The organism is Caballeronia zhejiangensis, from assembly GCF_022879815.1.
In the GTDB taxonomy this organism is placed as follows: domain Bacteria; phylum Pseudomonadota; class Gammaproteobacteria; order Burkholderiales; family Burkholderiaceae; genus Caballeronia; species Caballeronia zhejiangensis.
In genome coordinates this window covers 145,371-169,699 of the sequence record NZ_CP084283.1, presented here as the reverse complement: position 1 = coordinate 169,699, position 24,329 = coordinate 145,371, and the positions used below count along the sequence as shown (strand labels likewise).

General features: G+C 64.8%; 28 protein-coding genes. 7 read left to right on the top strand and 21 right to left on the bottom strand.

What is annotated here, in order from left to right; translation table 11 throughout:
- Window positions 1–19: 19 nt before the first annotated feature.
- From LDZ23_RS00835 to LDZ23_RS00815, 5 genes are all read right to left on the bottom strand, one after another.
- Window positions 20–2,014, bottom strand: a complete 1,995-nt coding sequence (locus tag LDZ23_RS00835) for a sensor histidine kinase (RefSeq protein ID WP_033536548.1) — start codon at window positions 2,012–2,014, stop codon at window positions 20–22.
- A gap of 25 nt (window positions 2,015–2,039) precedes the next feature.
- Window positions 2,040–3,329, bottom strand: coding sequence for a dicarboxylate/amino acid:cation symporter (locus LDZ23_RS00830; protein WP_008351804.1), 1,290 nt, complete (start codon window positions 3,327–3,329; stop codon window positions 2,040–2,042).
- A 408-nt stretch (window positions 3,330–3,737) separates the two neighbouring features.
- Window positions 3,738–4,739, bottom strand: coding sequence for a lipoyl synthase (gene lipA / locus LDZ23_RS00825; RefSeq protein ID WP_008351805.1), 1,002 nt, complete (start codon window positions 4,737–4,739; stop codon window positions 3,738–3,740).
- Complete coding sequence (lipB, locus tag LDZ23_RS00820; protein ID WP_075583485.1) at window positions 4,736–5,500, bottom strand: lipoyl(octanoyl) transferase LipB; 765 nt, start codon at window positions 5,498–5,500, stop codon at window positions 4,736–4,738. Before lipB ends, lipA begins: the two co-directional genes overlap by 4 nt.
- A gap of 84 nt (window positions 5,501–5,584) precedes the next feature.
- Window positions 5,585–5,911 carry a DUF2917 domain-containing protein gene (locus LDZ23_RS00815; protein WP_033536549.1) on the bottom strand — a complete coding sequence of 109 codons (327 nt, stop codon included), beginning with the start codon at window positions 5,909–5,911 and terminating at the stop codon, window positions 5,585–5,587.
- A 123-nt stretch (window positions 5,912–6,034) separates the two neighbouring features.
- Between LDZ23_RS00815 and LDZ23_RS00810 the strand changes: the two genes are divergently transcribed.
- On the top strand, window positions 6,035–6,988 hold the full coding sequence (locus tag LDZ23_RS00810; protein ID WP_008351810.1) for a transcriptional regulator GcvA: 954 nt from the start codon (window positions 6,035–6,037) through the stop codon (window positions 6,986–6,988).
- Here the strand turns inward: LDZ23_RS00810 and LDZ23_RS00805 are convergent.
- The 3 genes from LDZ23_RS00805 to LDZ23_RS00795 are packed head-to-tail and all read right to left on the bottom strand — an operon-like array spanning window position 6,972 to window position 9,416.
- A complete protein-coding gene (locus LDZ23_RS00805; RefSeq protein WP_008351811.1) occupies window positions 6,972–7,280 on the bottom strand; it encodes a DUF493 family protein in 309 nt (102 codons plus the stop codon). The genes LDZ23_RS00810 and LDZ23_RS00805 overlap by 17 nt on opposite strands.
- Before the next feature lie 11 nt (window positions 7,281–7,291).
- A complete protein-coding gene (locus LDZ23_RS00800) occupies window positions 7,292–8,203 on the bottom strand; it encodes a D-amino acid aminotransferase (RefSeq protein ID WP_008351813.1) in 912 nt (303 codons plus the stop codon).
- A gap of 10 nt (window positions 8,204–8,213) precedes the next feature.
- Complete coding sequence (locus LDZ23_RS00795) at window positions 8,214–9,416, bottom strand: D-alanyl-D-alanine carboxypeptidase family protein (RefSeq protein WP_033536586.1); 1,203 nt, start codon at window positions 9,414–9,416, stop codon at window positions 8,214–8,216.
- Between the two features lie 33 nt (window positions 9,417–9,449).
- Between LDZ23_RS00795 and LDZ23_RS00790 the strand changes: the two genes are divergently transcribed.
- Complete coding sequence (locus LDZ23_RS00790) at window positions 9,450–9,773, top strand: hypothetical protein (RefSeq protein ID WP_144403732.1); 324 nt, start codon at window positions 9,450–9,452, stop codon at window positions 9,771–9,773.
- Between the two features lie 12 nt (window positions 9,774–9,785).
- Here LDZ23_RS00790 and LDZ23_RS00785 read toward each other — a convergent pair whose 3' ends face one another.
- From LDZ23_RS00785 to LDZ23_RS00755, 7 genes are read right to left on the bottom strand one after another with little or no spacing between them, the layout of a single operon-like run.
- Complete coding sequence (locus tag LDZ23_RS00785) at window positions 9,786–10,412, bottom strand: alpha/beta hydrolase (protein ID WP_008351815.1); 627 nt, start codon at window positions 10,410–10,412, stop codon at window positions 9,786–9,788.
- Window positions 10,409–10,738: a (2Fe-2S) ferredoxin domain-containing protein gene (locus LDZ23_RS00780; RefSeq protein WP_008351817.1), complete on the bottom strand. Its 330-nt coding sequence runs from the start codon at window positions 10,736–10,738 to the stop codon at window positions 10,409–10,411. The genes LDZ23_RS00785 and LDZ23_RS00780 overlap by 4 nt, the downstream gene beginning before the upstream one ends.
- A 58-nt stretch (window positions 10,739–10,796) precedes the next feature.
- A complete protein-coding gene (locus LDZ23_RS00775) occupies window positions 10,797–11,969 on the bottom strand; it encodes a VanZ family protein (protein WP_008351818.1) in 1,173 nt (390 codons plus the stop codon).
- 34 nt (window positions 11,970–12,003) lie between these two features.
- The gene (locus tag LDZ23_RS00770) at window positions 12,004–12,630 is read right to left on the bottom strand and encodes an ABC-type transport auxiliary lipoprotein family protein (protein WP_008351820.1); all 627 of its coding nucleotides are present in this window, start codon (window positions 12,628–12,630) and stop codon (window positions 12,004–12,006) included.
- Between the two features lie 13 nt (window positions 12,631–12,643).
- On the bottom strand, window positions 12,644–13,603 hold the full coding sequence (locus LDZ23_RS00765) for an MlaD family protein (RefSeq protein ID WP_008351821.1): 960 nt from the start codon (window positions 13,601–13,603) through the stop codon (window positions 12,644–12,646).
- A 30-nt stretch (window positions 13,604–13,633) separates the two neighbouring features.
- On the bottom strand, window positions 13,634–14,512 hold the full coding sequence (locus LDZ23_RS00760; protein WP_008351823.1) for an ABC transporter ATP-binding protein: 879 nt from the start codon (window positions 14,510–14,512) through the stop codon (window positions 13,634–13,636).
- A 5-nt stretch (window positions 14,513–14,517) separates the two neighbouring features.
- The gene (locus tag LDZ23_RS00755) at window positions 14,518–15,645 is read right to left on the bottom strand and encodes an MlaE family ABC transporter permease (RefSeq protein ID WP_008351824.1); all 1,128 of its coding nucleotides are present in this window, start codon (window positions 15,643–15,645) and stop codon (window positions 14,518–14,520) included.
- A 182-nt stretch (window positions 15,646–15,827) separates the two neighbouring features.
- Between LDZ23_RS00755 and relB the strand changes: the two genes are divergently transcribed.
- The 5 genes from relB to LDZ23_RS00730 are packed head-to-tail and all read left to right on the top strand — an operon-like array spanning window position 15,828 to window position 18,333.
- A complete protein-coding gene (gene relB / locus LDZ23_RS00750; RefSeq protein WP_008351825.1) occupies window positions 15,828–16,019 on the top strand; it encodes a type II toxin-antitoxin system RelB family antitoxin in 192 nt (63 codons plus the stop codon).
- A complete protein-coding gene (locus LDZ23_RS00745) occupies window positions 15,976–16,293 on the top strand; it encodes a type II toxin-antitoxin system RelE/ParE family toxin (RefSeq protein WP_309779193.1) in 318 nt (105 codons plus the stop codon). Before relB ends, LDZ23_RS00745 begins: the two co-directional genes overlap by 44 nt.
- A 51-nt stretch (window positions 16,294–16,344) precedes the next feature.
- The gene (locus LDZ23_RS00740) at window positions 16,345–17,241 is read left to right on the top strand and encodes a biotin--[acetyl-CoA-carboxylase] ligase (protein ID WP_008351828.1); all 897 of its coding nucleotides are present in this window, start codon (window positions 16,345–16,347) and stop codon (window positions 17,239–17,241) included.
- Window positions 17,238–18,059 carry a type III pantothenate kinase gene (locus tag LDZ23_RS00735; RefSeq protein ID WP_008351830.1) on the top strand — a complete coding sequence of 274 codons (822 nt, stop codon included), beginning with the start codon at window positions 17,238–17,240 and terminating at the stop codon, window positions 18,057–18,059. Before LDZ23_RS00740 ends, LDZ23_RS00735 begins: the two co-directional genes overlap by 4 nt.
- Window positions 18,060–18,093: 34 nt before the next feature.
- Window positions 18,094–18,333: a hypothetical protein gene (locus LDZ23_RS00730; protein WP_008351832.1), complete on the top strand. Its 240-nt coding sequence runs from the start codon at window positions 18,094–18,096 to the stop codon at window positions 18,331–18,333.
- A gap of 15 nt (window positions 18,334–18,348) precedes the next feature.
- Here the strand turns inward: LDZ23_RS00730 and rfaE2 are convergent, their stop codons facing one another.
- From rfaE2 to LDZ23_RS00700, 6 genes are all read right to left on the bottom strand, one after another.
- The gene (gene rfaE2, locus LDZ23_RS00725; RefSeq protein ID WP_008351834.1) at window positions 18,349–18,831 is read right to left on the bottom strand and encodes a D-glycero-beta-D-manno-heptose 1-phosphate adenylyltransferase; all 483 of its coding nucleotides are present in this window, start codon (window positions 18,829–18,831) and stop codon (window positions 18,349–18,351) included.
- Between the two features lie 119 nt (window positions 18,832–18,950).
- Window positions 18,951–19,826: a ferritin family protein gene (locus LDZ23_RS00720; RefSeq protein ID WP_033536551.1), complete on the bottom strand. Its 876-nt coding sequence runs from the start codon at window positions 19,824–19,826 to the stop codon at window positions 18,951–18,953.
- A 395-nt stretch (window positions 19,827–20,221) separates the two neighbouring features.
- Window positions 20,222–21,223: a MerR family transcriptional regulator gene (locus tag LDZ23_RS00715; protein ID WP_144403733.1), complete on the bottom strand. Its 1,002-nt coding sequence runs from the start codon at window positions 21,221–21,223 to the stop codon at window positions 20,222–20,224.
- 238 nt (window positions 21,224–21,461) lie between these two features.
- Window positions 21,462–22,232, bottom strand: a complete 771-nt coding sequence (locus LDZ23_RS00710) for a PhaM family polyhydroxyalkanoate granule multifunctional regulatory protein (RefSeq protein ID WP_008351840.1) — start codon at window positions 22,230–22,232, stop codon at window positions 21,462–21,464.
- A 36-nt stretch (window positions 22,233–22,268) separates the two neighbouring features.
- On the bottom strand, window positions 22,269–23,096 hold the full coding sequence (locus LDZ23_RS00705) for an enoyl-CoA hydratase/isomerase family protein (RefSeq protein WP_008351843.1): 828 nt from the start codon (window positions 23,094–23,096) through the stop codon (window positions 22,269–22,271).
- Between the two features lie 18 nt (window positions 23,097–23,114).
- Window positions 23,115–24,293: an ABC transporter substrate-binding protein gene (locus LDZ23_RS00700; RefSeq protein ID WP_008351844.1), complete on the bottom strand. Its 1,179-nt coding sequence runs from the start codon at window positions 24,291–24,293 to the stop codon at window positions 23,115–23,117.
- Window positions 24,294–24,329: the final 36 nt, after the last annotated feature.

Sequence of the window (24,329 nt, the reverse complement as noted above, 5' to 3'; positions counted from 1 at the left end):
TGTTGCTCCAACTGTGTTTTCAAGCGCGCCGCAAAGTCAGCACGAACTCCGCGCCGTGCGAATGATCGGCGTCCGCCTGCGTGCCGCCTTCGGGACCGTCCGCGACGATCGGCGCCTCGCGATTACGCGCGACGAGCGTGCCGCCGTAATCGCGCGCGATCGCCGATGAAATCGCAAGCCCGAGGCCCAGTCCCTGCCCCATTTCCTTCGTCGTGAAGAACGGCTCGAAGAGTTTCGGCAGCGCATCGACGGGAATGCCGGGACCATTGTCGCGCACGATGAGCTCGATCGTATCCGCGTGGCCATTCAGTTCGATGACGATGCGCGGCCTGTCGCACGACGCGACCGCATCGAGCGCGTTGCCGATCAGGTTGATGAGCACCTGCTCCAGCCGCAAGTCCTCGCAACGCACGAAGATCGGCGCGCTGCCTTCGGCGAGTTCCGGCGCGATATCGATGACAACGTTCTTCATGCGCGGACGCAGCATCGAGAACACTTGGCGCAGCGCCCGCGCGACGTCGGCGCGCGCATTCTTCGGCCGCGCCTTCGTGACGAACAACTTCAGCTGATTCGTGATGTTGCCCATGCGCTCGGTCAGCGACGCGATCGCTTCGAGATTCTCGCGCGCCGCCGCCTGATCGCCGCGATCGATCAGCACGCGAGTGTTGTCGGAAAAACTGCGCAACGCGGCGAGCGGCTGATTCAGTTCATGCGTGATGCCCGCCGCCATCTGGCCGAGCGCGGCGAGCTTGCTCGCCTGAATGAGCTCGTCGTGCGCGGCGCGCAGATCCTGTTCGGCGCGCGTGCGCTCGTTCACTTCCTTCGTGAGTTGCGCGTTCGCTTCCGATAAATCCGCCGTGCGCTCCGCGACGCGTTGATTCAATTCGGCATACGCGGTCTGCAACATCTCCCGGCTGCGGATCATCTCGCGCACGCGCGCGCGCCGCATGCGCCAGTAGAACGCGAGCAGGCACAGCGAGACGAATACGAGCGCGGTGACGATGACCGCGATCTGCGCGCCGCTCTCGACGGGATCGAGCGCGGCCATCGTGATCAGTTGCCAGTCGGGTTCGCCGATGGAGCGATGCGTCGCGAGAAACGCCGGCGCATGGTGTCCGTCTCGCCCGCCGCCGCCGACGCGCACGATCTGCGCGCCGCCCTCGAGCGTCTTTACGATAGTCATCGGCAGCGGCGTGATCGCCTGTTGCGCGTATTGGCGCGTCGCATAGACGGACGCCTCGACGTTCTGCGGCAGCGGCCGCACCGTGTGATATTTCCACGCGGGCACGGACGAGAGAAAGATGACGCCGTGATCGTCGGTGACGATGAGCGGCTCGGATGCATCCGCGCCTTGCAGCCATTCGAGATTCAGCTTCACGACCGCGACGCCGATGATCTCTTTCGTGCCCTCGCGATAGACCGGTTGCGAGATGTAGTAGCCGGGCTCGGTCGAGATCGTCCCGATGCCGAAGAAACGGCCGGTGCTGCCCTTCATCGCGTCGATGAAATACGGCCGGAAGTTGTAGTCCACGCCGACGAAACTGTCCGTCGCGTTCCAGTTGCTCGCGGCAACCGCGATGCCGTTTGCGCGAATCAGATACGTGACGGTGGCGTGCGAGCGCGCGTTGAGGTCTTCGAGATAACGGTTCGCGCGCTCGACGTTCGCACGATCCGGATGATCGAGCGCGTCCTGCACGACCGGATGCCGCGACAGCAGATAAGGCAGATATTCGTAGCGGTCGAGCGTGCTCTTGAGCGTGTTCGTCGTGCGATCGACGCGCGCGGCGGCGTTGAGCCTCAACTCGTCGATGCCGCTTTGCCACGCGAGATGCCACGTGAGCGCGCAGCACGCCACGAGCGCGGCGAAAAGCGCGAAGAACACGACGATGCGGCGCGACACGTGAGCAGATTCCCGCGAAAGAGGATCTGCCATTGTGTCATAGGCTTGTAGCGAATCAGGCGCCGGAAACGACTGCGGCGAAGCACTCGCGGACTGAGGCTTCGCCGCTTGCATGATCGCTTCCGGCTTCAGTGCGGATTCAGACCGACTTCGCTTCTTCGGCGTCGGTCACGTCGACATCGCGCGACAACGCCGCCTTCAGCTTGCTGCGATCCAGCTCCTTCTCCCATGCCGACACGACGACCGTCGCCACGCCGTTACCGACGATGTTCGTCAGCGCGCGGCATTCCGACATGAAGCGGTCGATGCCGAGAATCAGCACCATGCCCGCGAGCGGAATCGTCGGCACGACGGCGAGCGTCGCGGCCAGTGTGATGAAGCCTGCGCCGGTCACGCCGGAAGCGCCCTTCGACGTGAGCATCGTCACGGCGAGCAGCGTCAGTTGCTGGCCCCACGAGAGATCGGTGTTGGTCGCCTGCGCGATGAACAGCACGGCCATCGTCATGTAGATGTTGGTGCCGTCGAGGTTGAACGAGTAGCCTGTCGGCACGACGAGACCCACGACCGAACGCGAGCAGCCGAGCTTTTCGAGCTTGAGCATCAGTTGCGGCAGCGCGGCTTCCGACGACGACGTGCCGAGCACGATCAGCATTTCTTCCTTGATGTACGCGATGAACTTCAGGATGTTGAAGCCCACCATGCGCGCGATCGCACCGAGCACCACGACGACGAAGACGATCGACGTCAGATAGAACGTGCCGATGAGCTTGAGCATCGGCAGCAGCGAACCGATGCCGTACTTGCCGATGGTGAACGCCATCGCGCCGAACGCACCGATCGGCGCGAGCTTCGTGATGATGCCGACCATGCCGAACAGGATGCTCGACAGACCTTCGATGAACGTCGTCACGACCTTGCCGCGCTCGCCGATATGCGCGAGCACCGCGCCGAACAGGAGCGCGATCAGCAGGATCTGGAGGATTTCGCCCTGCGCGAACGCCGACACCAGCGTGTCCGGGATGATGTGCAGGAAGAAATCGACCGTGCTCTGACCGTGCGCCTTCGTCGCGAAGGAATCGACGGCCTTGTGGTCGAGCGTCGAAGGATCGACGTTGAAGCCGACGCCCGGCCGCAGGAGGTGCGTCGCGGCGAGACCGAGGATCAGCGCGAACGTCGACACGACTTCGAAGTACAGCAGCGCCTTGCCGCCGACGCGGCCGACCTTCTTCATGTCTTCCATGCCGGCGATGCCGGTCACGACGGTACAGAAGATGATCGGGCCGATGACCATCTTGATGAGTTTGATGAACCCGTCGCCGAGCGGCTTCATGTCGGTGGCGAGCGAGGGATAGAAGTGCCCGAGCGCGATGCCGATGATGATCGCGACGATCACCTGCACGTACAGGACTTTATGGATGGGTTTTTTCACGATGTTTCCAGGCGATAACAAGCAGTTGGCGGAAGTACGGCCAGCGGCGAGCGTTGACGCGGGGCGGGCGTGTGTGGGCACGTCTGAACGCGTCGATGGGCGATAGCCGCTTCGTCGACGGATCAGGGACGTTTGGATGCGAGAGGGGTCATCGGCTTGTCTCCTTGACTTTTATGAGCGGCTCATGGGCCGTGCCGTTTATATCGCAAGGGCAATGCCAGGTTTAAGTTTCGCTTAAGCCGATGATTCTATGGGAGTTTTCTGAGCGGCTGGCGGCTTCGAATCCGGGATTCCGGAAATCCGGAATGCGGGCGTCCGGGGTTCTGGACGGTTAGCGCCTCGATTACGAGAAACAAAAAACCCACCGTCTCCGGTGGGCTTTCTCTCAGCGGAAGGGCGAAACCGGCGTCAAACCACGCCCGCCCCATGCGCCTGCACATCCGCGTGATAGCTCGAACGCACCATCGCGCCGACCGCCGCGTGCGTGAAGCCCATCTTGTACGCCTCTTCCTCGTACATCTTGAAGGTATCCGGATGCACGTACGCCCGCACCGGCAGATGATGCTCCGAAGGCTGCAGATACTGCCCGATCGTCAGCATGTCGACGTCGTGGGCGCGCAGGTCGCGCATCACCTGCAGAATTTCCTCTTCCGTTTCACCGAGACCCACCATCAGGCCCGATTTCGTCGCGACTTCCGGATGCAGCGCCTTGAAGTCCTTCAGCAACTTCAGCGAATGGTGATAATCCGAACCCGGGCGCGCTTCCTTGTAGAGACGCGGCACCGTTTCGAGGTTGTGGTTCATCACATCGGGCGGCGCGGCGGTCAGAATGCCGATCGCGCGATCCAGACGCCCGCGGAAGTCCGGCGTCAGAATTTCGATGCGCGTTTCCGGCGAATGCTCGCGAACCTGCCTGATGCACTCGACGAAGTGCGCGGCGCCGCCATCGCGCAGATCGTCGCGATCGACGGACGTGATCACCACGTATTTCAGCTTCAGCGCGCCGATGGTGCGCGCGAGATTCAGCGGCTCGTCGGCGTCCAGCGGATCGGGGCGGCCGTGTCCGACATCGCAGAACGGGCAGCGGCGCGTGCACTTGTCGCCCATGATCATGAACGTCGCGGTGCCCTTGCCGAAGCATTCGCCGATGTTCGGGCAGCTCGCTTCCTCGCAAACCGTATGAAGACTGTGCTCGCGCAGGATCTTCTTGATCTCGTTGAAGCGCGAGTTGCCCGTCGCGGTGCGTACGCGAATCCACTCCGGCTTCTTCAGCTTCTCGATCGGAATGACCTTGATCGGAATGCGCGATGTCTTCGCCTGTGCCTTCTGCTTTGCAGTGGCGTCGTAAGCGGTGGGCGACGAAGCAGAAGCGGCGGTGTCGCCAGCCAGGTTTGCGGTTGCGTCAGTCATTCGGTCGATCCGGTTGTTGCAGCGGCAATTGCGGGGAGGCCGCCGATTTGAAGTGCCAGCCGTTCGGCCAGCACGAGAGCTACGTCGCGCCAGTCGGCCGCGACGCCGAGCGTCGCCATGTCGACCGTTTCGAGCCCCGCGTAGCCGCACGGGTTGATTGCGAGGAACGGCTGCAGGTCCATTCGCACATTGAGGCTCACGCCGTGATAACTGCAGCCGTTGCGAATCTTGAGTCCGAGCGCGGCGATCTTCGCGCCTTCATGCGCCTGCGTACGATCGTTCGCGCCTTGAGGATGCCGCGCCACGTAAATGCCGGGCGCGCCGGCCTTGCGGTCGGTCGCGAGATTATACGTCGCGAGGGTTTCGATCACGGCCTCTTCGATGCGCCGCACTAGCTCGCGCACCATGAGCTTGCGGCGGCGCAGGTCGATAAGCAGATAAGCGACGATCTGCCCCGGCCCGTGATATGTGATCTGTCCGCCCCGATCCACCTTGACGAGCGGAATGCCGCTTTCGGCGAGCAGCAGATGCGCCGGATCGCCCGCGAGACCGAGCGTGAAGACGGGCGGATGCTCGACGAGCCAGATTTCGTCCTGTGTTTCGGGCGTGCGGGCGTCGGTGAAGGCGCGCATCGCGTCGAAGCTCTGGCTGTACGGTTCGAGACCGCGCCAGCGCAACGCGACCGGAAAGTCACCGGAACTGAGCACGGTGGCGGGCGCGTCGTGGATTGCTTGTGGGATGGCGAGCGGTGTAGCGGACATGGTGCCGGTAGTTTACCGAAATAGCCCCATGCCCGCCGATGGTGAATTCGCATGCCTTCGATGGCAAATGCGAATACTTGAGGGTCAGACGGTTCTCCATCCGGAGCGCAACCGCTGCGCGAGACGCTCGATGCGCGTCGAAACCCAGTGCATCGCGCGTTCGTCGCAGCGCGGCAGGATCGTGAAGACGACATAGGCCGGACGGTCGCCCTCGACGGAAAGCCAGAGCCGCTCGCGCTCGCGCAGCTTGAGATTGTCGCCGGGCACGAGCCAGTAATCCTCGATGTCGTTGCTTCGCGTCGCCCAGACGGGACTGCCGTGGACCATGAGACGCGTGCCGCGCGCAATTCTCATCGGCACGGTTTCGCCGGGCTTGATTTCGAAGGTGACGCTTGTTGATATTTCTCGCATGATCCACTCCGCCAAGGGAACGTTTCGATGACTACAATCCTAGGCGTGACAAGGCATCAGGCAAAACGATCAATTTTCACTGCTATGTGAGCCGTATTGACAACGACACCGCCGACAATCCATATGGACCTCCGCCAGCTTCCCGCCCTGAACGCGCTGCGCGCCTTCGAAGCCGCCGCCCGTCACGAGAGCTTTTCCCGCGCCGCCGACGAGCTTTTCGTCACGCACGGCGCGGTCAGTCATCAGATTCGCGCGCTGGAGTCGGAGCTCGGCGTGTCGCTGTTCGCGCGCGACGGCAAACGCGTGCGTCTCACCGATCGCGGCCGGCAGTACGCGGCGGAAGTGCGCTCGGCGCTCGTCGCGCTGGCGGAATCGACGCGCCGCATCCGCTCCGGCGATCGCGACCGGCGGCTGATCGTATCGACGATTCCGTCGTTTTCCGCCCGCTGGCTGACGCCGCGCGTCGGCAGATTCATCGAGCAGCATCCGGATATCGATCTCGAACTGCTGACGACGGCCTCGCTCATCGATTTCAACCGCGACGACGCGGACGTGGCGCTGCGTTTCGGCTACGGCAAGTACGCGGGTCTGCACACCGAGGAATTGCTCGACGAGGTTTTTTTCCCGGCGTGCTCACCGAACTTTCGCGGCGGCGCGCTGCCCCGCGTGCCGCGCGATCTGGAAAAGCTGCCGCTTCTGCGCTCGGACGACGAGCTCTGGCGTCCGTGGTTCGACGCCGCGGGACTCACCGATCTGCCCGAACCGAAGCGCGGCGTCTTGTATGAGGATTCGTCGAATTTGCTGCAGGCGGCGATCGACGGTCAGGGCATCGCGCTCGTGCGCCGCTCGCTCGCGATGCAGGAAATCATCGCGGGACGGCTCGTGCGGCTTTTCAATGTCGAAGGGCCGAGTCCGTGGAAGTATTACTTCGTGTGCCCGACCGCGCTGCTTCAGACGAAGCGCGTCCACGCGTTCAGGGAGTGGGTTTTCGAGGAAGCGGAGCAGTTCAGGCTGCTCTACGAGCGCACGCCGGCGGTGTGCGATGCGCCCGCGGGCAAGATCAAAGCACTACCTTGACCATCGGATGGCCGGTGAGCGCGCGATAGATATCGTCGAGATGCGCGCGATTCTGCGCGCGCACGGTGCAGGTGAGACCGGTGTAGTTGCCGCCCGAAGACGGGCGCGACTCCACACGCGACGTGTCGAAATCCTTGTCGAAAGCCTTGAGCACATCGACGATCGTGTCGTGGAATTCCGGATGCGTCTTGCCCATCACCTTGATCGGGAAATCGCAGGGAAAATCGAACAGCTCGTCGGCGCTGTGCTTGGCGCTGTCGGTCGGATCGGTGGCTTGTGGCTTGTCAGTCATGACTTTCTCCTTCACTTGCCGCGCTTGGCCTCTTCGGCGAACTCGCGCGCTTTGGCCCGCTGGTAGGCGTCGTACAGTGCAGCATAGACCGGACCGGGGCGGCCGTCGCCGACGCTCTTGCCGTCGAGCGTCGTGACCGGCATGACTTCTTTCGTCGCCGAGCTGATCATGACTTCGTCCGCCGAACGCAATTCTGCTTCGGTGATGTCGCGCTCCTCGAACGCGATACCCGCCTCGCGCGCCAGTTCCTCGATGAGCCCGTAGCGGATGCCTTCGAGAATGCGCGGTCCGCGCGGCGCGCCCAGCAGCGTGCCGCCCTTCACGATCCACACATTTGAGGACGAACCCTCGGTAAGCAAGCCGTCGCGCAACTGAATGGTTTCGAGCGCGTCGTTTTCGGCGGCGTGCTGCGCCATCAGCACGTTGCCGAGCAACGACACCGATTTGATGTCGCAATGCAGCCAGCGTTTGTCTTCGGCGGTGACGGCGACCGCGCCGCGCGCGCGATCCGCCGCGCTCGGGAACACGAGCTGGCCGAGCATGACGAACACGGTCGGCACGATTCCCGCCGGGAACGCGTGCCCGCGCCGTTTGGCGACGCCGCGCGTCACCTGGATGTAGACGAGCGCATCGCCCGCGCCGGCGTTCTCCGCGATGACGCGATCGATCAGCGCGCGCCAGCCGGCGTCATCGAACGGATTGCCGATGCGAATCTTGCCGAGACTGCGATCGAGCCGCGCGAGATGCTGCTTCAGGCGGAACGGCAGACGCGCGCCGTCGGCTTGCGCGTAGAGCGGCACGACTTCGTACACGCCGTCGCCGAAGATGAAACCGCGATCGAGCACGGGAATGCGCGCTTCGGAAAGCGGTCCCCACTCGCCGTTCAGATAGACCGTCGGATCGAATGCTTCGGCTTGGCTCATCACAGGCTCCTTACTTACGCTTTTGCCACCAGAGCAGCGCCGAATCCCACAGGCGGCCGAAGATGCCCGCTTCCGGCACATCCTGCAACGCGACGAGCGGGAACTGCGCGACTTCCTTGCCATCGGCCATCATCTTGACGCTGCCGATCTGCTGGCCCTTCTTGATCGGCGCGACGATCAGATTGTCGTGCGTGACCGTCGGCTTGACCTTCTCGCCCAGGCCCTTCGGCACGGTGATGTACTGATCCGTCGTGACGCCCGCCTGCACGTTGTCGGCCGCGCCCTTGTACACGCGCGGCGAATCGATCACCTGATTCGCCTTGTACAGACGCAGCGCGTCGTACGCGGTGTAGCCGTAGTTCAGCATCTTCAGGCTGTCCTGCACGCGGTTGTGCTCTTTCGGCTCGCCCATCATCACGGCGACGAGGCGGCGGCTCGCGTCGGGCACGCCGACGAGCGAACGCTTCGCGGTCGCGATCAGGCAGTAGCCGGCGGCCTTCGTGTGGCCGGTCTTGAGGCCGTCGACGGTCGGATCGAGCCACAGCAGGCGATTGCGGTTCGGCTGCTTGATCTTGTTGTACGTGAAGTCCTTCACCGAGAAGATGCTGTAGTACTCGGGGAAGTCGCGGATCAGGCGCGTCGACAGCACGGCGAGATCGCCCGCGGTCGTGTAGTGCTGCGGATCGGGCATGCCGTTCACATCGGCGAAATTCGTGTGCGTCATGCCGATGCGCTTCGCCGCCGCGTTCATCAGCGTGACGAAGTTGCCTTCGCTGCCGCCGACGAGTTCCGCGAGCGCGATGGCCGCGTCGTTGCCCGACTGCACGATCATGCCGTACACGAGATCGTGCACGGTGACGGGCTTGTTCGCCTCGATGAACATGCGCGACTCGTCGGTGCGCACGCGGCGCACGGCCTCGCTCGGCATGACGGTCTGATCCATGTTGATCTTCTTCGACTTCAACGCATCGAAGACGAGATACGCGGTCATCAGCTTGGTGAGCGATGCCGGCTCGACGCGCTCATCGGGATTGCCCGAGGCGAGCACCTGATTGCTGGTGGCGTCGACGAGCACCCACGAACGTGCCGTCACGTCGGGCGGCGGAACCTGGGCGAAAGCGCTCGCCGCCGCCAGCACGGCGGGCAGAACGAAAACGGCTTTTGCGGAAACGGAAACGGAAGGAAAAGACAGGCCGGAAGGGACAAAGCGCATAGGATCGATCGGCGGAAAAAGCACGCTGCGACGATGACGATCGAGGATCGGATGATCGGCGAAGCACGGGTTGAACAGGCTGACCGTCGCTGTCGGTCGGGCATTTCGCCAGGACAGCGGCACGCGCGGCGCCGCGGCGAAAAGCGCTCGTTCGACAGACGGACGCAAAAACGGTTCTCAGAAGCCGGGGTTTCGACGGCCGCGATACGTCGAATGCAACGTCGCGCGGCCGGAATCCGTGAAAAAATTCTGCGCCATTATACGCGCGGGCCGCTTCCGTTTTCCTTGGAATCTGCGCGGTTGCCGCTCGTTTTAACGTTTTTCAGGCTGCGCTTAGCCGCTTTTGCCGATCGATGACGAGCGATGCGCTCAACGCCACGCGTCGACGATCACGCGCTTCAGGATATGCAGCTTGCGATGGAAGAAATGCTCGCCGCCCGGAATCACGACGACGGGCAGTTCCTGCGGCCGCGCCCAGTCGTAGACGGATTGAATCGGCACGGTGTCGTCGACTTCGCCGTGGATCACGAGCGTCGTGTCGGGCACGGGCGCGACTTCCCAGCGGCTCGCCGCCGTGCCGACGAACACCATGCGCTCGATGTCCTTGCCGGCATCACGCATGCGCTTCGCGACGTGCGACAGCACGAAGGTGCCGAACGAAAAGCCCGCGAGCACGATCGGCACGTCCGCCTGACCCGGCTGCGCGCGCATGTGATCGATCAGCGCGAGCAGATCGTCCTGTTCGCCGATGCCGTTGTCATGCTCGCCGCCCGTCTGCCCGACGCCGCGAAAGTTCGAGCGATACGTCGTGTAGCCGAGCTGGACGAACGTGCGCGCGAGCGTCTGCGCGACCTTGTTGTCCATCGTGCCGCCGAAAAGCGGATGCGGATGCGCGACGAGCGCGATGCCGCGCGGCGCGCTGTCGGTCTTGTCGAGCGCGCATTCGATCTTGCCGACCGGACCGTCGATGAGAAACTTTTCGGTTTGCGCGTTCATGCGGGTTGATCGATCAGAAGACGTTCGACGATTTTGCCGTTGGCGAGATGCGAATCGACGATCTCGTCGATGTCGGTTTCATCGACATACGTGTACCAGGTGCCTTCCGGATACACGACCACGACCGGCCCGAGTTCGCAGCGGTCGAGGCAGCCGGCCTTGTTGATCCGCACGTTGCCTTCGCCCGCGAGACCCAGTTTTTTCACGCGCTTTTTAGCGTATTCCTGCATGGCCTGCGCGTTGCAGTTCGCGCAGCTCGGACGCGCCGCATCGGCTTCGCGCTGGTTCAGGCAGAAGAACACGTGGTACTTGTAGAAGGAATCCATGAGCGGGTGCGATGAGAGTGTCGGTCGATTATAGCCAGCGATGTTCGTGCCCGCCGTATCAGGCCGAGCGCCCCGCCTTGCGCGCGCGCCGCCGCGCGAGCCACGCGCGCTCCGCCGCCGAAGCGAGCCAGCCGAGCGCCGCGTACGGCCACACCCACGCGAGCCAGTGCGCAAGCCCGTTGAAATGCAGATAGCGGCCCTGCCGCCAGTCGGCGAGCACGATGTCGAAATACGGATTCACCGGCAGCAGATTGATGAGCGCGAGCGAGATCACGAGCGCCCCGCCCGCGAGCGCCGCGCGCAAGCCGCGCGGCAACGCGACCGACAGCACGCCCGCGATCGTCGCGATGGCGATGCCTTCCAGCGCGCCGTCCGTCGCCCAGTCGAAGGTCAGGCCCGCGCGCGATTGCAGAAAGCTTGCGCCCGCTTTCGCGAAGATCGTCATCGCGATCAGGCCGAGCATCAGGCGGATGCGTGGCGCGCGCTGCCGCGTGAGCAGCGTCGCGAGCACGAGCGCGGCGAACAGGCTCGTCGATGTGATCAGCGCTTCCCAGGCGTCGTCCGGCAGAAGCGCGCCGAGCCGGTCCGGCCAGCTTTCGATGTCCCACGCGGCGGGCGTCCACGCGAGAATCGCGTCCTGCATCGCCGGGTCGAGCTCGTCCCACAGCACGCGCGGAAGATCGCCGCCGCCGAAGAGATACGGCGCGGGGAACATCGCCGCGAACGGCCAGAGCGCCGTCAGCCCGAGCACATACGCCGCGTCGCGTTCGAACCACGTAAAGCGGATGCGCCGCAACAGGCCGCGATCGAGCAGCGCGCTCGTCGCGGGCGCGATCAGCATGCCGCCGACGAGCGCGCCGAACGCGTTCGCGGCGAGATCGAGGTTCGAGGCGACGCGCGTCGGCAGATACGTCTGGATCGCTTCCATCGCGCCGGAGAGCAGCGCGCCGCCGATGAGCGCCGCGCCGACCGCGAATGTGCCGCGCAGACGCGGATAGAGCGCGAGCACGATCAGCGCGCCGAGCGGCATGTAGCCGAGCACGTTGGTCACGACATCGAAAACGGTCAGATATTGCGGCAGCGGATCGGTGAGATACGCGAGCGGGCTCAATCCGAGCGAGCGCCAGCCGGAAAACGGATAAAGCGAACCGTAGACGACGAGCGCCGCATACGCGGCGAGCGCCTGCCGGGAGAACGCCGACGGGCGACGCTGCCATTGCTTGATCGTCATGAGCCGCCCGGACGCTTCGATGCTGGGCGGAAGATCATCGTGACGCGGAGAGCGGCTGCGCGGCGAGCCACGCGGAAAGTTGCGCGATCACATCGTCCGATGCAGCCGCGAGCGCCCGCGCGCCGCCGGGGGCATCGGCGCTCGGCGCGGGCGCGCTCGCGGCGAAGCTGCGCTGGCCGACGACGCGGCCTTGCTGCGTGAGCGTCGCGCGCACCGACACGAGGCCGCGGCTTTGCTCGGGCGCATCGAAGACCTGTTCGAAGCTCGTCAGCTCGACTTCGAGCAGCGGCACGGCGCGCACCGGATCGGCGCCCGACAGAACCGGGCCGCGCGCCGCGAGCGCATCGCGCAGGCGTTGCGTCAGCAACTGCGCGGGCGGCATCGTCCAGTGGCTGTTCGAATAGTTGCCGGTGCGCTGTGCATCGACATAGCTCAGCCGATACGCGAACGAATCGGTTTCGAGACTGCGCGGCGCGCCCACCGCGAGCACTTTGACCGGCGGCATCGGCGCGGCGTTGGCGCTTGCGTTGGCAGCCGGTATCGCGCCGAGGTCGTAATGCGCGTTCGGCATCGCGGTCGACGTCGATCCGCAACCTGCGAGCAACGCGGCGCAGCCGAGCGCGAACGCCGCGACCGCTCCTTTCATGTCGATGTCCGTCATATCTTTTCCCCGATCAATGCGCCGCTTTCGCCGGCCACGCGAAGCCCGGCTCGCCCGGTCCCGGCTCCTTCTGCGGCGCGCCGAAGAGCACGCTGCGCGGATTGGTGCTGAACGCGTCGGCGGCGCGATCGACGGAACGCGCCGCCGCGCTCACGTCGTCGCTGAACGAATAGAAGCGCGGCAACGCCTCGAAACCGACGCGCGCCGTGATGAAACGCAGCGATTCGTTCATGTCCGCGAGCGCCGCGCCCGCGTCTTCGGCGGCCTTGCCCGCCTTGTTCAAGTTGGACACGAGCGGGCCGTCCGGACGATTCAGGTTCTGCACGAGCTGATGCGTCGAGGCGAGCGTCGTGTTGATCTGCCTGAGCGTCTGCGGCAACTGCGCCGTCGCGGGCTGCACCTGGCTCGCGAGCGTCGCGATGCCGTCGGCGGCGGTTTGCAGGCTCTTCGTCGTCGCCGTGAGCTGATTGCGCACGTCGTCGGAGAGGAACTTGTCGGCGTCGTCGGAAAGGCGCTCGAACTTCTTCAGGATGATGTCGCCGCGCTGCTGCAACTGCTCGAAGAGACCGGGACGCATCGGCACTTCGGCGACGTGCTGCGGCGACGAAGCCAGCGCGGCCGTATCGGTGCCGGTGTCGTCGAGCTGCACGAACGCGATGCCCGTCACGCCCTGAAAGCCGAGCGTCGCGTACGTGGAATGCGTCATCGGCGCGTTCTTGTCGACGACAATGCGGATGCGGATCTGCCCCGGATGCGACTTGTCGAAGCTGATCGACTGCACCTTGCCGACGCCCAGGCCGCGATAGCGCACGGCCGCGTCCGTGAAGAGGCCGGTCACGTTGGTGCGCGCGATCAGATCGTACGGCACGCGCACGGTGCGATCGACGTTGAAGAAGAACACGGCGAACGCGATGGCCAGCACGAGCACGATCGTGAAAAGCCCGGTCCAGAACGCGTGTGATTTGTTTTCCATCGGCAGGTTCCTTTGGCGCTCGCTTCGCGCTTACTTGTTCACGGCGATCGGCGCATCTTCGAGCGCGGCCGGCGGCAGCTTCGCGCGGCGCTCGGACGGCAATGCCTGCAACGCGCGGCGGCCGCGTCGCCCCAGAAAGTACTCGCGGATGAACGGATGATCCACCGCGCACGCCTCTTCCACCGGCGCCGCGACGAGCACGCGATGATCCGCCAGCACCGCGACGCGCGTGGACAGCGCGACCATGGTGTCGAGATCGTGCGTGACCATCACGACCGTCAGACCGAGCGCGCGATGCAGCGTCGCGATCAGATCGACGAATTCGTCCGATGCCTTCGGATCGAGACCGGCCGTGGGTTCGTCGAGGAACAGCAGTTCGGGCTCGAGCGCGATCGCCCGCGCGATGCCGACGCGCTTCACCATTCCGCCCGACAACGCGGACGGCATCTTGCTCGCGTGCTTGCACGACAGGCCGACCATTTCGAGCTTCAGCATCACGAATTCGCGGATCAGGTCCTCGGGAATCTTGCCGAGTTCGCGAAACGGCTGCGCGATGTTGTCATATACCGTCAGCGACGAAAACAGCGCGCCTTGCTGAAACATCATGCCGGAGCGCGTGCGCAGCATCTTCGCGGTTTCGTCGTCCATTTGCGCCCATTCCTCGCCGAGCACGCGAATGGTGCCCGATGTCGGCGACTCGAGGCCGAGAATCTGCCGCACGAGCGTGGTCTTGCCCGAGCCCGAACCGCCGAGCAACGCGACGATCTCGCCGCGCCGCACATCCAGATTCAGATGCTCGTGAATCACCGTGCGCCCGTAGCGCTTGGTGAGATCGCGCACTTCGATCACCGGTTCCGCGATGACGGGCGGCGGCTGATGACGAACGGCGGTGGCGAGCGTGGTCGACATGGCGGTCAGAGTCCGACGTTCTGGAACAGGATCGCGAAGACGGCGTCCGCGAGAATGACGATGGTGATCGACGTCACCACGGACGTCGTCGTGCCTTCGCCGAGACTCTGCGAATTCGCCTTGATGCGAAAGCCGAAGTGACACGCGGCGAGCGCGATCAGCATGCCGAACACGACGCCCTTGCCGAGCCCGATCCACAGATTCGCGATCGGCACGACCGACGGCAGCGAGCGAATGAAGAAGTTCATGTCGATGGACAGCACGAGCTTCGCCGCGAGCGCGCCGCCCGTCAGCGCGATGATGTTGGTCCACATGACGAGCAGCGGCATTGCGATGCCGAGCGCGATCACGCGCGGCAGCACGAGGCGCAGGCTATGCGGAATGCCCATGACCTGCATCGCGTCGAGTTCTTCGGTGACGCGCATCACGCCGATCTGCGCGGTGATCGCCGAACCCGAGCGGCCCGCGACGAGAATCGCGGAAAGCACTGGCCCGAGCTCGCGGATCACGGAAAGCCCGAGAATATTGACGATGTACTGGTTCGCCCCGAACGCCTGCAACTGCTGCGCGGACAAGTAGCTCAACACGATGCCGATCAGGAACGCGACGAGCGCGGTGATCGCGAGCGCCTGTGCGCCGGCGCTGTAGATGTTCGCGGAGATTTCCGTCCACGGAATGCGCTGCGGGCGCCGCACCAGCCCGATGAGATCGAGCACGAAGGCGCCGAACATCGCGAGGCCGCCGTACAGGTGATCGAAGAAACCGAAGATGAGCTGGCCGAGCCGCGTGACCGGATCGACGCGATCGACGGCTTCGGGTTCCTCGCGTTCGGCGTCGAGCAGCGCGACGCGCTCGAAGATTTCGCGCTGCGTGTCGGACAGCGCGATGGTCGCGGGCATCTTGCGTCCCCACACGCGCCAGAGCGCCTGGCCGCCGACGTGATCGAGCCGCTCGACGGAAAGCAGATCCCACTGGCTGATCGCCTCGCGCCCGATGGCGCGCAGACGCCGCGTGACGCCGCTCTTCGCGCGATCGCGAGCGAGCGCGAGCGCGGTCCACTGGCCCGATAGCCGGACCACCTTGCCCTGCAGACCGGCTTCCACTCTTAGGCGCGGCGGCGTGTCGAAGTCCAAGGATCGATGGCGCGATGAGACGCGGTTAAAGGGGAGAGGACATTGTAGCGAAGAGTGTCGGGGGGACGCGGGGATGGTGGCAGGCGGGTTTCGGCTGGAAGGCGCAAGGATCGGAATTTCCGTGTTGCGGTGCACTTGAGTCGCTGACCTATCATGGTTTCGACAACTCCGGTGCAACCGCAATGGACAAACGACTCGATCCGCTTATTTCCGAACTCGATTCGCTCGAAGAGGCTGAACTGTATGACGCCTGGTTCCGCGCGGAGGTAGAAGCGTCACTTGCGGACCCGGAGCCGTCGATTCCCAACGATCAAGTATTCGCGGAAATGGATGCGCTCGTGGCGGCCAAGCGAAAGGCACGGAATGCTCGTTGATTGGCGGCCGCGCGCACGGAGACAACTCAGGGAAATCTACGAATACATTGAAGAGCGTGATCCGCAAGCGGCCGACAATCTACTTTCGATGAACAGGGAAGCAGTCCGGACGTTAGCGGATGTTCCATACATCTATCGTCACGGAAGGGTCTCGAATACCAGAGAGATGGTGGTTCATCCGAATTACTTGGTGGTTTACCGTGCGACGGACCGCGTCACCGTACTGGACTCGCTGCATGCACGGCGGCGGTATCCGAGCGACAAGACGCGCTGAAGCGGAGTTTCACGGGCTTCGAACACGCATCCCACGGCTACAATACCCGCCATGACCCCCTCTCCTATCGCTCCCTTCGCCCCCGACGCGCCCTGGCGCATCGACCGCTCGCGGCTTGCGACGCTTGCCGAGCGGCCCGCTCTCGACTGGACCATCGACATCGTCGACGAAACGGGCTCCACCAACGCCGACGTTTTGGAGCAGTTGCGCGCCTCGCGACGCGACGGCACGCCTGCACCCGTCGTCCTCGTCGCGTACTCGCAATCCGCCGGTCGCGGGCGGCGCGGGCGCGCGTGGCTCGCCGAACCGGGCAATGCGCTGCTGATGTCGGTCGGCTGCGTGCTGCGGCGGCCGATCGAAGGGCTGTCGGGTCTGAGTCTCGCCATCGGCACCGCCGTCCTCGATGCGCTCGCGCGCCTGCCGCTCACGCCATCCGCGCGTCCTGCGCTGAAATGGCCGAACGACGTCCTGCTCGACGACGGCAAGCTCGCCGGGATTCTCATCGAAACCGCGTGGAACACGCCTGACGCGACCGCGGTCGTGATCGGCATCGGCATGAATCTGCACGGCGCGGAACAACTCGCCGCGCAGGTCGACGAAGCCAACCGGCTCGCCGCGCAATCCGCGCCCGGCGCCGCGCCGGCAGCGCTCGCGCGGGCATGGCCCGACGCCAATCTCACCGACACTCTCGCCGCGCTCCTCAACGCGCTCGACGCAGCGCTGCCGCGCTTCGAAGCCGAGGGCTTCAGGCCGTTCCGCCAGCGCTGGCTCGACGCGCACGCGTGGGCCGGACGTGAAGTCGCGCTGATCGACCAGGGCATGGAAGTGACGCGCGGCATCGCATCGGGCGTCGACGAGGGCGGCCAGTTGCTGATCGACGCGCCCGAAGGCCCGCGCGCCGTCACGACCGGCGAACTCACGCTGCGCCTTGCGAAGGAACGTCCGTGAACGCGTCGGGAACCGAGGCGCCGTATCTGCTCATCGATGCGGGTAACAGCCGCATCAAATGGTCGCTCGTCGATGAAGCCGGCGCGTCGCTCGCGAACGGCGCATTCGAGCACGCGCATCACTCGACCGTCGCCGACGACGCCGCGCTCGACGATTGGTCCGAACTTCCCGCGCCGGCGAGCGCGTGGATTTCGAACGTCGCGGGCATGCCGGTACAGAACCGCATCCAGCGCCTGCTCGACGCGCGCTGGCCGACGCTGCCGCGCACCGTCGTCCGCGCGCGCGCCGAGCAGTGCGGCGTGATCAACACCTATGCCGATCCGGCCCGACTCGGCAGCGACCGCTGGGCCGGCATGATCGCAGCGCGCGCGGCGTATCCGGGCGAGCATCTGCTGGTCGCGACCTTCGGCACGGCGACGACGCTCGAAGCACTGCGCGCCGACGGCGTGTTCACCGGCGGCCTCATCGCGCCCGGCTGGTCGCTGATGATGGAATCGCTCGGCAGCCATACGGCGCAATTGCCCACGCTCGACGCGGCATCGGCGCGTGAGGCGCTGAGTCAGACGCGCAGTCTTTTCGCCACCGACACCGCCGCCGCGCTATCCGCCGGATGCCTGCTCGCGCAGGCGAGCCTGATTGAGCGTGCGTGGCGCGACCTCAAGGCCGACTGGCGCGCCGACGTCCGGCTCGTGCTGGGCGGCGGCGCGGCAAATGAAATCGCGGGCGCGCTCGACGTGCCGCACACCCGACACGATTCCCTCGTGCTGTCCGGCCTCGCGCTCATCGCGCGCGACGCGACGGCGCGCCACTCATCCTGACTTTTCTGATTTGATTGACGGACGGAGCCCAAGAATGCTGCGCTGGCTGATCGCCCTTCTGATTCTCGCCAACTTGCTGATGTTCGCGGTCATGCGCGGCATGTTCGGCCCGCTTCCCGCGGCCGGCGTGCGCGAACCGCATCACTTATTGCAGCAGGTTCATCCCGAGGCGCTCGCGACGCGCCCGCTGAGTCCCGAAGAAGCGTTCGATCAGCCGCGCGTCGGCGGACCGGCGCCTGCCGCCAACGTGCAGACCGCGCCGCTCGGGCAGTGACCGCGCGCGTGCGAATCAGCTCTGCGCGCGGACTTTCTTGAGGAGCGCGGTCGTCGATCGATCGTGCTCGAACGCGATGGCGAGCGCCTTGCCGCCCCAGCCGCGCACGAGTGCCGATTCGGCCAGCTTGCCCATGTCGTAGTCGCCGCCCTTCACGAGCACGTCGGGGTGCACGGCTTCGATCAATTGCAGCGGCGTCGTTTCCTCGAACTTCACGACCCAGTCGACGCTCTCCAGCGCGGCGAGCAGCGCCATGCGGTCATCTTCCCGATTGATCGGGCGATCGTCGCCCTTGCCTAGCGTGCGTACCGACGCATCGCTGTTCACGCCGACGATGAGCGTCGCGCCGAGCGCTTTCGCATCGGCGAGATAGGTCACGTGGCCGCGATGAAGGATGTCGAAGACGCCGTTGGTGAAAACGACGGGACCGGCGAGCGTCGGACGGCGCGCGGCGAGCGCTTCGCGCGTGATGATCTTGCGTTCGAAAATAGCGGGCATGACGGCGCTCGTTGCGATGTGCTGAAAGCGCGCATTGTGCCACGGCGCTTCGCACGGGAAAAATGCAAAACGGCTCGCCGGTGCTGACCGGCGAGCCGTCCGTTCATCGAAGCCGAAACTCAGGCCGGCTGTTCAGCCCCGCCGCCCGGCGCGGCCTGAAGCCGCTGCGTCACTTCCTTGCGATAGCGATTCAGTTCCTGCGCGGTCACGAACGAACGCTCGAACAGAATCGACAGGTTGTGCAGAATGCGCTCGACGACCTTCTTCTCCCAACTGTCGTCGAAGCGGATCTGGTCGTCCAGCCAGCGCTCGAGCCATTCGGGATCGGGCAAACGCGACTGCACGGTGTCGCGCGGGAAGAGCGCCTGATTCACATGCAGGTTGGTCGGATGCAGCGGCTTTTCCGTACGGCGCGCGGACGCCATGAGCACGCCGATCTTCGCGAACGCCGCACGCGCGGTGTCGCCGGCGTTGACGAGCGCCTTCTTCATGTAACGCAGATACGCGCCGCCGTGACGGGCTTCGTCGCGCGAAATGGTTTCATAAATGTGCTTGATGACGGGTTCCGTGTGCCACTCGGCCGCGCGGCGATACCAGTGATTCAGGCGGATTTCGCCGCAGAAATGCAGCATCAGCGTTTCGAGCGGCGGCGCCGGATCGAACTCGAAGCGCACCGCGTGCAGCTCTTCTTCGCTCGGCACCATGTCGGGCTTGAAGCGCCGCAGATACTCCATCAGCACCAGCGAATGCTTCTGCTCCTCGAAAAACCACACGCTCATGAACGCGGAGAAATCGCTGTCGTGGTGGTTGTCACGCAGGAACATTTCGGTTGCGGGAAGAGCGGACCATTCGGTGATCGCGTTCATCTTGATGGTTTTGGCCTGCTCGTCGGTGAGCAGGGAAGCATCGAATTTGTCCCAGGGAATGTCCTTCTCCATATCCCAGCGGACGGATTCCAGCGATTTATAAAGTTCCGGATAAAGCATGGTGTTCATAGTCCACCCCTGATGCCACTTATGCGACGTTATATCTGTATTGACTTTCGGCCGGAACGTGCAGACATGCCTTGCACGCGAGCAGCCAAGCTTTCAATTTTACGCGGGATTCGGTCGGCCGAAGACGAAATGCGACAACGAAGCGCGACATTTGGCGCTGCGGCAACGCGTCGCGTCCCGCGTAAACACTGCACTCCCCGTGCAAATGTTGCTGTTGTGCGTCTTGTTCTACCGTGGGTGAGGAGCGAAACCTGTGCCTGAGGTATGTTCAAGTGGCGCCGAACTGCCGCCGGAACCGCGCCGGCCGCGCAGTATGACGTGCGCGCATGACAACGATGCGATGCGCGCTTGATGCGGATTTCCGCGCCAATGCCCGACGTTTCGGGCGTCGTCGATCATAGCACGGTGGATTGACGCCAATCCGCGACGGTCTCATCGATCGGGGTCAACCCCGCGATGTGATGCACGCCGTCGTCGAACTTGCGGCGCAGCGCCGGGCTGCTGCCGCCAACCCAGATGCGGACGTGCGGCGGCAGCAGGTTGCGCAGGTCGGTCAGCCCGTTCGAAATGGACTGCGCCGGCAGCACCGCCGTGAACGACAGCGCGACGATATCGATCTTGTGCACCGACACGGCATCGACGATATCGTGCAGCGGCGTCTGCAATCCCAGTTGCACGCATTCGCACTCGGATAGCGTGAACATCGCCTCGGCCATCAGGATGCCGAGGCCGTGACCTTCGCCGGAAAGCGTCGTGAGCAGCACGCGCGGACGGCCGTTGCGCCCGCGCACGGCATCCGAGAGCGGACGTATCAGCGTGCGCAGCGTCGACTGGATCGCCTCGCTGAACAGATGTTCGTGATAGACCTGCAACGTGCCCGCCGCCCACGCATTGCCGATGCGCGCCGACAGCGGCGCCGCGACATCCAGCACGAAGCGTTCGAGGCCGTCGCGCGTTGCGCGCTTCAGCAGGCCGAAGCGGAAATCGTCATAAGCGCCCGCGCGCAGCAGTGAGATCAGATGGTCGAGCTCGGCGTCCGGCGCGTCCTGGCCGACGCCCGAGCTTTCGGCCAGTTGCTGCAGCGCATCGATCGATTGCCCGAGCACTTTGCTCGGCCGATGTCCCGCGTCGAGCAATCGCTTCACGAGCCGCAGCTTCGTCACCTGTTCCTGCGGATACAGCCGCTCCCCGCCGGAAGTGCGCATCGGCTGCGGAAATCCATACCGGCGCTCCCAGACACGCAAAGTGTCCTTCGTCAGACCAATCTCCTGAGCGATCGCGCCGATGCCTATGCCGGTCGCGCCCGCCGTTGTGGCGCTTGGCGGCACGGGTTCCGGACGCTCGGGGCCATCGGAGATCGAATCCGAATCGAAATCTTGTTCTGATGAGTTTGTCATGGACAGATCGGTTCGAACGAAATATCGCATTCGATGCAGGTTGCGTGCCCAACGCCGATGGATGGACAAAGATTCCGCACCGTCAAGCTTTCATCATAGACAAAATCGAAATGTGCGTCGGTGCTGAGATGCGTTTCGGCTACGGAAATGTGCGCGTCGAGGGGAATTGGCGAGCGCGGCGGCGCTATGCGCGCCGCCGGTCGTAGTGAAGGAAGTGAGCGCGCCGGAACGCGCGTAGTCAGCCGGGTTTCTTGCGCGGCGCCGTCTTGCGCGCGGCCGCCTTCTTCGCGGCCGCCGCGTCGGGCCTTTCATCGGCGTCGTTGGCGGGCTGCTCCGCGGCGTTCTCACCAGCGGCGGCCGGCTGCGCGCCCGCGGCGCCCATCGGGTTGAGCGGGCCGCTCATGCCGGGCTGAATCATCGCGAGATGCGCAAGCTGATTGAACTGCGATTGCAGCACGTTCCACCAGCCGGTCGGATCGAAGCCGGGCGGCGGCGCTGAAGTCTGCCCCGAAGCGTCTTCGCCTTCAGCCGATGCCTCGCTCGCGGGCGCGGCGCCCGACGCTTCCTGCTTCGGGGCATCGGTCTTCGCCGCGCCGCCCATCGGCCATCCGGCTGACGCGGCCTTCGCATTCTCCGCCGCCGCGGTGTGCGCGCTCTCGACGGACGTCTGAGCGAACGCGCCGAACGCGCGCAGCGTCGCGAGCGTCGCGCGCTGCACTTCGAGCGCCTGAATCGCCGATTGCAGCATGTTGAGATTGAGCTTCAGCCAGTGCTCGACGGCGCGCATGTCGGTCACGCGCTTGTCGAGTTCTTCGATGTTGGTGAGCGGAGCGAGCATGTCGGACATCATCGAGAGGGAGGGGCCCATGCCCTGCCCGCCGCCGGGCATCGCGGCGGCGAACGGATTCAGGCGCATCAGTTCCCACATCTTGCCCATCATGTCGGCCTGGCCGAATCCGGGAAAACCGGGAATCGTGTAGGGCGGCGTGCCGCCGGCGTTATCGGTCATTCGACTCTCCTTGTTTTCGTGTGAGGTTCGCGCGGTTCAGAACGGCGCGCCGCCCGGGAAATCCGGCGCGCGCCGTTCGCGCAGCGAGCGCATGCCTTCGTGCACGTCCGGCCCCGCGAAGCCCATGAATTCGAGCGCGAGCGACGTATCGAAAGTCGGCCCCGCCGAGCGCAGCCAGTTGTTGAGCGCGTACTTGGTCCAGCGAATCGCGGTCTGCGAACCTTGCGCCAGACGGTTCGCCACTTCGATTGCCTTCGGCATGAGTTCGTTCTCGTCGACGGCGAGCGACACCAGCCCGATGCGTTCCGCCTCCTCGCCGCTCACCGGCTCGCACAGCAGCAGATAGTACTTGGCCTTCGCCATGCCGCACAGCAGCGGCCAGACGATCGCCGCGTGATCGCCCGCCGCGACGCCGAGCCGCGTATGCCCATCGATGATGCGCGCCGACTTCGACGCGATCGAAATATCGGCGAGCAAGCCCGCGACCAGCCCCGCGCCGACCGCCGGACCGTGCATCGCGGAGACGATCGGCTTGCCGCAGTTGATCACGTTATAGACGAGATCGCGCGCCTCGCGCCACACCCGCGCGCGCACGTCGAAATCGTTCGCCATCTCTTCGACGAGCCCGAGATCGCCGCCCGCCGAAAAGCCCTTGCCTTCGCCGCGAATGAGCGCGACGCGCGTGTCCGGATCGCGATCGATGTCGCGCCAGATATCCGCGAGCTCGCGATGCATGTTGGCGTCGGCGGTGGACAGGCCGCTCTTGTTCGCGCCCGCGCCGGGCATGACGACTTCGAGCACGCCATGCGGATGGCGGCGCAGTTCGAGCGACTTATAGCCCGAATACATGGATAGATCGCTCATGGTCTCGTCGATTGAAGGTTAGCGCGGCTGATAGACCCACTTGCCGTCGCGGATCTCGACCATCACGCGCGCGCGCTGATCGAGGCCGATGTGATCGTTGGGCGACATGTTGACCTGCCCGTTGGTGTCGGAGAAATTCTTCGTGCCTTCGAGCGCATCGCGCAGCGCAGCGCGAAACGCCGGCGTGCCGGGCGCGCCCGCTTTCATCGCGATAGGCACCGCGCGATTGAGCAGCATGCCCGCGTCCCACGCATAGGAGCCGAACGCCGAGACCGTGCCCGCGCCCTGCTTCGCCTCGTACAGTTTGATGTATTCGAGTGCGAGCCGCTTGGCCGGATGGTCGTCGGGCAACTGCGCGGCGACGAGCACCGGGCTCGCGGGCAGGAACGTGCCGTTGCAATCCGCGCCGCACACGCGCAGGAAGTCGCGGTTGCCGACGCCGTGATTGTGATAGACCTTGCCTTTGAAGCCGCGCTGCTCGAGCGTTTTCGGCGGCAGCGCGGCGGGCGTGCCGGCCGCGCCGACGACCACCGCATCGGGCTTGGCCGCGAGAATCTTCAGGATCTGCCCGGTCACGCTCGGATCGGTGCGATTGAAGCGTTCATTCGCGACCACTTCGATCTTGTGCAGCTGCGCGAACTTCGCGACTTCGGCGTAGAAGGTCTCGCCGAGCGCGTCCGCCTGGCCGATGTACGCAAGCGTCTTCACGCCATGATTGCTCGCATGCGCGATGATCGCGGAGGCCATCATCGCGTCGGTTTGCGGCGTCTTGAAGACCCAGCGGCGCTTGTCGTCGACAGGCTCGATGATCTTCGCCGACGACGCCAGCGAGATCATCGGCGTTTGGCCTTGCGCGACGACATCGATCATCGCGAGCGAGTTCGGCGTGATCGACGAACCGATGATCGCATCGACCTGATCCTCGCTGATGAGCTTCTTCGTGCTTTGCACGGCCTGCGTGGTGTCGGAGGCGTCGTCGAGCACGATGTAGTCGACGGGCTTGCCACCCATCTCCTTCGGCAAGAGTGCGACGGTATCGCGCGCGGGAATGCCGAGCGACGCGGCCGGCCCCGTAAGCGACAGCACGAGACCGATCTTCACGTGCTGCGCCGTCTGCGCGAATGCCGCCGTTGCCACCGTCGCGGCGGCGAGCGCGAATGCCGCGCCCGCCAGAAATTTCCACTTGCCTGCCGCCATCGAAGTCTCCTTTTTTTGATCGTTCTTGTGCTGCCC

Bases quoted from the DNA above. Each gene is read 5' to 3' on its own strand.
- LDZ23_RS00835 (WP_033536548.1), bottom strand. From the start codon at position 2,014: ATGCAAGCGGCGAAGCCTCAGTCCGCGAGTGCTTCGCCGCAGTCGTTT.
- lipA (WP_008351805.1), bottom strand. From the start codon at position 4,739: ATGACTGACGCAACCGCAAACCTGGCTGGCGACACCGCCGCTTCTGCT.
- lipB (WP_075583485.1), bottom strand. From the start codon at position 5,500: ATGTCCGCTACACCGCTCGCCATCCCACAAGCAATCCACGACGCGCCC.
- LDZ23_RS00815 (WP_033536549.1), bottom strand. From the start codon at position 5,911: ATGCGAGAAATATCAACAAGCGTCACCTTCGAAATCAAGCCCGGCGAA.
- LDZ23_RS00810 (WP_008351810.1), top strand. From the start codon at position 6,035: ATGGACCTCCGCCAGCTTCCCGCCCTGAACGCGCTGCGCGCCTTCGAA.
- LDZ23_RS00805 (WP_008351811.1), bottom strand. From the start codon at position 7,280: ATGACTGACAAGCCACAAGCCACCGATCCGACCGACAGCGCCAAGCAC.
- LDZ23_RS00800 (WP_008351813.1), bottom strand. From the start codon at position 8,203: ATGAGCCAAGCCGAAGCATTCGATCCGACGGTCTATCTGAACGGCGAG.
- LDZ23_RS00795 (WP_033536586.1), bottom strand. From the start codon at position 9,416: ATGCGCTTTGTCCCTTCCGGCCTGTCTTTTCCTTCCGTTTCCGTTTCC.
- LDZ23_RS00790 (WP_144403732.1), top strand. From the start codon at position 9,450: ATGACGATCGAGGATCGGATGATCGGCGAAGCACGGGTTGAACAGGCT.
- LDZ23_RS00785 (WP_008351815.1), bottom strand. From the start codon at position 10,412: ATGAACGCGCAAACCGAAAAGTTTCTCATCGACGGTCCGGTCGGCAAG.
- LDZ23_RS00780 (WP_008351817.1), bottom strand. From the start codon at position 10,738: ATGGATTCCTTCTACAAGTACCACGTGTTCTTCTGCCTGAACCAGCGC.
- LDZ23_RS00775 (WP_008351818.1), bottom strand. From the start codon at position 11,969: ATGACGATCAAGCAATGGCAGCGTCGCCCGTCGGCGTTCTCCCGGCAG.
- LDZ23_RS00770 (WP_008351820.1), bottom strand. From the start codon at position 12,630: ATGACGGACATCGACATGAAAGGAGCGGTCGCGGCGTTCGCGCTCGGC.
- LDZ23_RS00765 (WP_008351821.1), bottom strand. From the start codon at position 13,603: ATGGAAAACAAATCACACGCGTTCTGGACCGGGCTTTTCACGATCGTG.
- LDZ23_RS00760 (WP_008351823.1), bottom strand. From the start codon at position 14,512: ATGTCGACCACGCTCGCCACCGCCGTTCGTCATCAGCCGCCGCCCGTC.
- relB (WP_008351825.1), top strand. From the start codon at position 15,828: ATGGACAAACGACTCGATCCGCTTATTTCCGAACTCGATTCGCTCGAA.
- LDZ23_RS00745 (WP_309779193.1), top strand. From the start codon at position 15,976: ATGCGCTCGTGGCGGCCAAGCGAAAGGCACGGAATGCTCGTTGATTGG.
- LDZ23_RS00740 (WP_008351828.1), top strand. From the start codon at position 16,345: ATGACCCCCTCTCCTATCGCTCCCTTCGCCCCCGACGCGCCCTGGCGC.
- LDZ23_RS00730 (WP_008351832.1), top strand. From the start codon at position 18,094: ATGCTGCGCTGGCTGATCGCCCTTCTGATTCTCGCCAACTTGCTGATG.
- rfaE2 (WP_008351834.1), bottom strand. From the start codon at position 18,831: ATGCCCGCTATTTTCGAACGCAAGATCATCACGCGCGAAGCGCTCGCC.
- LDZ23_RS00720 (WP_033536551.1), bottom strand. From the start codon at position 19,826: ATGAACACCATGCTTTATCCGGAACTTTATAAATCGCTGGAATCCGTC.
- LDZ23_RS00715 (WP_144403733.1), bottom strand. From the start codon at position 21,223: ATGACAAACTCATCAGAACAAGATTTCGATTCGGATTCGATCTCCGAT.
- LDZ23_RS00710 (WP_008351840.1), bottom strand. From the start codon at position 22,232: ATGACCGATAACGCCGGCGGCACGCCGCCCTACACGATTCCCGGTTTT.
- LDZ23_RS00705 (WP_008351843.1), bottom strand. From the start codon at position 23,096: ATGAGCGATCTATCCATGTATTCGGGCTATAAGTCGCTCGAACTGCGC.
- LDZ23_RS00700 (WP_008351844.1), bottom strand. From the start codon at position 24,293: ATGGCGGCAGGCAAGTGGAAATTTCTGGCGGGCGCGGCATTCGCGCTC.